This is a genomic window from Streptomyces albidochromogenes (genome assembly GCF_005981925.1).
Classification (GTDB): domain Bacteria; phylum Actinomycetota; class Actinomycetes; order Streptomycetales; family Streptomycetaceae; genus Streptomyces; species Streptomyces albidochromogenes.
On record NZ_VBVX01000371.1, the window covers coordinates 1 to 5,727 of the forward strand.

At 74.3% G+C, this 5,727-nt stretch carries 4 protein-coding genes; 3 read left to right on the top strand and 1 reads right to left on the bottom strand.

The genetic code is table 11. The annotated features are described in order from the left end of the window. The 3 genes from E2E34_RS30275 to E2E34_RS30285 all read left to right on the top strand — a co-directional run. Positions 1–1,603 (top strand): type IV secretory system conjugative DNA transfer family protein (locus E2E34_RS30275; RefSeq protein WP_138905060.1); only part of this gene is annotated, 1,603 nt, incomplete at its 5' end. Positions 1,604–1,752: 149 nt separating this feature from the next. After that, entirely contained in the window at positions 1,753–3,381 is a 1,629-nt protein-coding gene (locus E2E34_RS30280; RefSeq protein WP_138905061.1) for a PucR family transcriptional regulator, read from the top strand. Positions 3,382–3,791: 410 nt separating this feature from the next. After that, positions 3,792–5,237 carry an aldehyde dehydrogenase family protein gene (locus E2E34_RS30285; protein WP_138905062.1) on the top strand — a complete coding sequence of 482 codons (1,446 nt, stop codon included), beginning with the start codon at positions 3,792–3,794 and terminating at the stop codon, positions 5,235–5,237. A 119-nt stretch (positions 5,238–5,356) separates the two neighbouring features. Here E2E34_RS30285 and E2E34_RS30290 read toward each other — a convergent pair whose 3' ends face one another. Continuing rightward, on the bottom strand, positions 5,357–5,659 hold the full coding sequence (locus tag E2E34_RS30290) for a hypothetical protein (protein ID WP_244316271.1): 303 nt from the start codon (positions 5,657–5,659) through the stop codon (positions 5,357–5,359). Positions 5,660–5,727 lie beyond the last annotated feature (68 nt).

The window sequence follows — 5,727 nt, forward strand, 5'->3', positions numbered from 1 at the left end:
CGCCGTGCCCGATCCCCGCACCGAACCCGGCTCCGCCGCCGACCCCGCCGCCTGGCCCGAGCTGCGCGACGCCGGCCAGGCCGAGGCCGCCGCCCGGCTCGCGGAGGAGACCAGGTCCGGGCGGATGAACGACGTCGACCACACCCGGATCCGCCGCGCCTGGCAGTCCGTACGGGCCGACCCCACCCGGCTGAGCGCATTCACCGACACGGTCCTGCGCAACGGCGCCGCCGCCTGCACCCACCCCTCCGGGGCGCGCGACCTGCCCGTACGCGCCGCCGCGCACGACCTGTACGCCCGCCAGGTCCGGCTCGGCACCGTCCATCCGGGCGAGCGCAATCCCTACGCCCGGCGCGGCACCGGCCTCGCCCTCGACCCTGAGCTGCTCGGCACCTCCCTCGTCGCCGTCGGCCCGCCCGGCACCGGCAAGACCCGGGCCCTGGTGCGGCCCGTCGTCGAATCGCTCGCCCTTCAGGCCCTGGCCGGCCAGGCCGCCGTCATCGCCGTCGCGGCGGCCGGGACGCCCCTCGGCCCGGACGAGGCGTACGACGTCGTGATCAAGCTCGGCGACCCGGCCTCCGTGTACGACCTGGACCTGTACGGCGGCACCACCGACCCGGACGAGGCCGCCGCCGTGCTCGCCGAGGGCTTCGTCGGCGACCTCCCCGATGTCGACAGCCGCCGCGCCGCCACCGCCCTCGCCCAGCTCCTCGGCCCCTACCGCGCCGCCCACGGCCGGTTCCCGTCCGTACCCGAGCTGCGCGAGCTCCTCGACGGCGTGCCCGCCGCGCTGGGCGCGCTGCGCGAGGCTCTGGACGACGGTTCGCAGTACGCCCTCCGGCGCGAACTCGACGCGCGGGCGCGCCAGTCCGGCACCCCCGGCGACCCGGGGCTCGCGCTCGCCGACCGGGTCGCGCTGCTCGACCGGCCGGCGTTCGCCTCCTTCTTCGACACGAGCGGCCGGACCCGGCCCTTCTCGCTGCGTTCCCTCGAACACCCGCTGCGGGTCCGGATCGACCTCCCCGAGCGCGGTCACGCCGAGGCGTCCCGGATGCTCGCACGGCTCGTCCTCGCCCAGTTCACGGCGAGCGCCGCGCACCGGGCCGACCGGTCGCTCTTCGCCTGCCTGGTGCTCGACGACGCGACGCGCGCGATCACCGCCGAGACCGTGCGCGCCATCCAGCGCCTGCGGTCGGCCCACGCGGGCGCGGTGATCACGCTGCGGTCGCTGGACGACGTACCGGAGCACCTGCACGCGGCGCTGCTCGGCGCGGTGGGGTGCCGGATGGCCTTCTCGGGCGTCACCACCTGGGACGGGAAGCGGTTCGCCGAGGCATGGGGGACCGAATGGGTCGAGACGCGCGATGTGACGAGCCGGACGGTCTTCGCCGACCAGCCGCTCACCCGTGCCCTGCACGTCTTCCGGCGGATCGTGACCGGCAAGGCCGTGACGACGGACGCGATCACGGTACGGAAGGTCGAGCGCGAGCGGTGGTCCGCGTCCGAACTGGCGCACTCGGTGCCCGCAGGGCACGCGGTGCTGTCACTGACCACGGTGCGCGGCGAGCACGCCCCGCCGCTGCTGGTGGACCTGCGGAGCTGAGCGGCGGCAGAGCGGGCGGCTGAGTGGCGTGGTGCCGGGTACCCGTACGTCCTGGCAGAATCGAAGTGAGCCGTTCATACGCGACGGCGTAAACCCTCCGCTTCGACCCCGCCGCCGCACCACCCCTCCGTCCTTAAGGTCAGCCGTCCATGCCGCCCACCCTCGCCTCCCTCGTCCACCACTCGGCGCTCAAGCTCACCGTGCGCGCCGGTGAGGACCGGCTGGACACGCCCGTGCGCTGGGCCCATGTCAGTGAGCTCCCCGACCCCGTCCCGTACATGGAAGGCGGCGAACTGCTCCTCGTCACCGCCATGAAGCTGGAGGCTGAGGATCCGGAAGTGATGCGCCAGTACGTGCGGCGGCTGGCCGGGGCGGGCGTCGTGGGACTCGGCTTCGCCATCGGCGTCCACTACGACGACATCCCGCAGGCCCTCGTCGACGCCGCCACCCAGGAGGGCCTGCCGCTGCTGGAAGTGCCCCGGCGTACGCCCTTCCTCGCCATCAGCAAGGCCGTCTCCGCTGCCAACGCCGCCGACCAGTACCGCGCCGTGACCGCCGGGTTCGAGGCGCAGCGCGAGCTGACGAAGGCGGCGCTGTCCGGGGACGGGCCCGGTGACCTGCTGGCCCGGCTCGCGTCGCACGTGAACGGCTGGGCCGCGCTGTACGACATGTCCGGCGCGGTGGTCGCCGCCGCCCCGGACTGGGCCGCGCGCCGGGCCGCCCGGCTCACCGCCGACGTGGAGCGGCTGCGGGAGCGGCCGGCGCCCGCGAGCTCCGTCGTCGGGGGCGGCGGGGCCGCCGGCGACGCCGAGGCGGACGACCGCGTCGAACTCCAGTCGCTGGGCGCGGGGCGGCGCGTACGGGGCGTACTGGCGGTCGGCACCGGGGCTCCGCTGGGCACGGCCGAGCGGTACGCCGTGCACTCGGCCATCGCGCTCCTGACCCTGACCACGGAGCGGTCGCGGTCACTGCAGGCGGCCGAGCAGCGGCTCGGCGCGGCGGTGCTGCGGATGCTGCTGGCGGGGGAGCCGGACCACGCCCGCGCGGTGGCCGGGGAGCTGTACGGGGCGCTGCTGGACGCCCCATTCCGGCTGCTCATCGCCGAACCGGCGGCCGCCGACGCGGAGGGCGCGCCGGCCGCGACCGACCCGCTGGGCGCGCTCGCCGACGCGATGGAGTCGGCGGCGCTGCGGGCCGGGGAGCCGGTCCTGGTGGTGCCGGACGGTGAACGGCTGGTGGTCCTGGCGGCGGACGGCGGCCAAGCGGTGGAGGCGTGTCTGGCCCAGACCGAGGCGCTGCGCGGCGACTCGGCGCGGCCGCACGAGCCGGCGGACGCCGACGACCTGGTCGTCGGCCTCTCGGCGCCGGCCGGGCCGATCACGGCGGTCGGCGCGTACAAGCAGGCGGAACAGGCCCTCTCGGTCGCCCGGCGGCGGGGCCGCGCGCTGGTCGAGCACGAGGAGCTGGCGGCGGGCTCGGTGATGCAGCTGCTGGCGGACGACGCCGTGCGGTCCTTCGCCGACGGGACGCTGCGGGCGCTGCACGAACACGACGCGAAGGGCCGGGGCGACCTCATCGCGTCCCTGCGGGCGTGGCTCTCCCGGCACGGCCAGTGGGACGCGGCGGCGGCGGACCTGGGCGTCCACCGGCACACCCTGCGCTACCGGATGCGTCGGGTCGAGGAAATCCTGGGCCGGTCCCTGGACGACGCGGACGTACGGATGGAGCTGTGGCTGGCCCTCAAGGCGACCTCCGGGGCGGGGTCCGGCTCCACCTGAGGCGAAGCCGTGGGCCGACGCGCGACGCGAACGCCGCCGGGCGGACCCCGGACGCCCTCAGGGCGTGTCCTCGAACGCCGGACGGGCTGGAATGCGCCGGCCGACGCCGGACGTGCCGCGCAGCGGAGAACACGTGCAGCGGACACGCCCCAGCTCGCCGGCACGCTCCAGCCCCTCCGGCGTTCGAGGAGCGAGGCTTGGGGCGGAGCCCAGTTCGGGAAGGGGCGTAGGGGAAACGCGCCACAGACGGCCCGCGCCGCACCGCCCGCGCCAGGGCCCGCACCCCCGTCGTCCTCCAAACCGGCGTCCCCGCGACGCGCAGCACTCCACGTCGGACAAACGACCTGCGGCCCTCGCACCCCTACCGTGGTGGCATCAGCACCCACCCCCTCGGAAGGGCCGGAAACGACATGACTTCCACCCACGCCTTCTGGCTCGCCGGCCGCCAGGCCACCGGCGAGGACGCGTTCGACGTCACGTCCCCCTGGGACGGCCGGCTCGTCGGTACCGTGAGCATCCCCACCGACGCGCAGGTCGAAGAGGCCGTCGCCGCCGCGCACGCCGTGGAAGCCGAGTACGCGGCCACCCCCGCGCACGTCCGCGCCGCCGCCCTCGACCACGTCAGCAAGCGTCTCGTGGAGCGGACGGAGGAGATCGCGCAGCTGATCTCCGCCGAGAACGGCAAGCCGATCAAGTGGGCCCGCGGCGAAGTCGGCCGCGCCGTTTCCGTGTTCCGGTTCGCCGCCGAGGAGGCCCGTCGCTTCAACGGCGGAGAGGCCCAGCGCCTCGACACCGACGCCGGTGGCGTCGGCCGTCTCGCCCTGACGCGCCGCTTCCCCCGCGGCACCGTCCTCGGCATCGCGCCGTTCAACTTCCCGCTGAACCTGTGCGCGCACAAGGTCGCCCCGGCCATCGCCGTCGGCGCCCCGATCATCCTCAAGCCGGCGCCCGCCACGCCGCTGTCCGGCCTGATCCTGGGTGAGCTGCTCGCCGAGACCGACCTGCCGGCCGGTTCGTGGTCGGTGCTGCCGGTCGCCAACGACAAGATGCCCGCGCTGGTGCAGGACGAGCGGCTGCCCGTCATCTCGTTCACCGGGTCCGAGAAGGTCGGTTACGCGATCATGGACTCGGTGCCGCGCAAGCACTGCACCCTGGAGCTCGGCGGCAACGGCGCGGCCGTCGTCCTCGCCGACTGGGCCTCGGACGAGGACCTGGACTGGGCCGCGACCCGCATCGCGACCTTCTCCAACTACCAGGCCGGCCAGTCCTGCATCTCCGTGCAGCGCGTGATCGCCGACGCGTCCGTGTACGAGCGTCTCGTCCCGAAGATCGTCGCGGCCGTCGAGGCCCAGGTCACCGGCGACCCGGACGACGCTTCCACCGACGTCGGCCCGCTGGTCAACGAGGACGCCGCCAAGCGCGTCGAGTCGTGGGTCGACGAGGCCGTCAAGGCCGGCGCGAGCCTGCTGACCGGCGGAAAGCGCGAGGGCGCCTCGTACGCCCCGACCGTTCTCGCCGACGTGCCGGCCGACACCACGGTCTCCTGCGAGGAGGTCTTCGGACCGGTCCTGACGGTCCGCAAGGTGGAGGGCGAGGCCGAGGCGTTCGCCGCGGTCAACGACTCCAAGTACGGCCTCCAGGCGGGCGTGTTCACGCACGACCTGCAGACGGCCTTCCGCGCCCACCGCGAGCTGGAGGTCGGCGGCGTGATCGTCGGCGACGTCCCGTCGTACCGCGCGGACCAGATGCCGTACGGCGGCGTCAAGCAGTCCGGCGTCGGCCGCGAGGGTGTGCGGTTCGCGATGGACGACTACACGTACGAGCGGGTCATGGTCTTCACGGGCCTCGCCCTCTGACCCCGTACGCCACCTGAACCACGGCCGGAGCCCACTGTGCGGGGGCTCCGGCCGTACTCATGCGCCGGCGCCGGGCCCGCGGGAGCGGCCGGGCACCGCACGTCACCGCACGGGGGCGGTCACTCGAGGGCTTCCTCCCAGTGCACGCACTCCAGGTCCTGTCCCCGCAGCTCGTACTTGACGCAGATCTGCATCCGGATGACCTCGGGGTCATTCTCACGATCACGGAACTCGGTGATGATCCGGTCGCCCTCGATCCGGGAGACTCCGTACTTCCGGGCGTAGTCGATGCCCATCTTGCGCTCGAGTGTGAAGCTCGCCAGGCCGTACTTCTTGGCGGCCCGGGGGTGCTTCCTGAACACCTCCGCGATGTCGTCGAGGAACGCGGTGTCCGGCTTCATGTCGTAGTCGGCTGCGGTCACGGCAATCTCCTAGCGGGAATGCGGCGGAAACGCCCCCTGTCTCCAGGCTCCTACGTGCCCCACCCTCG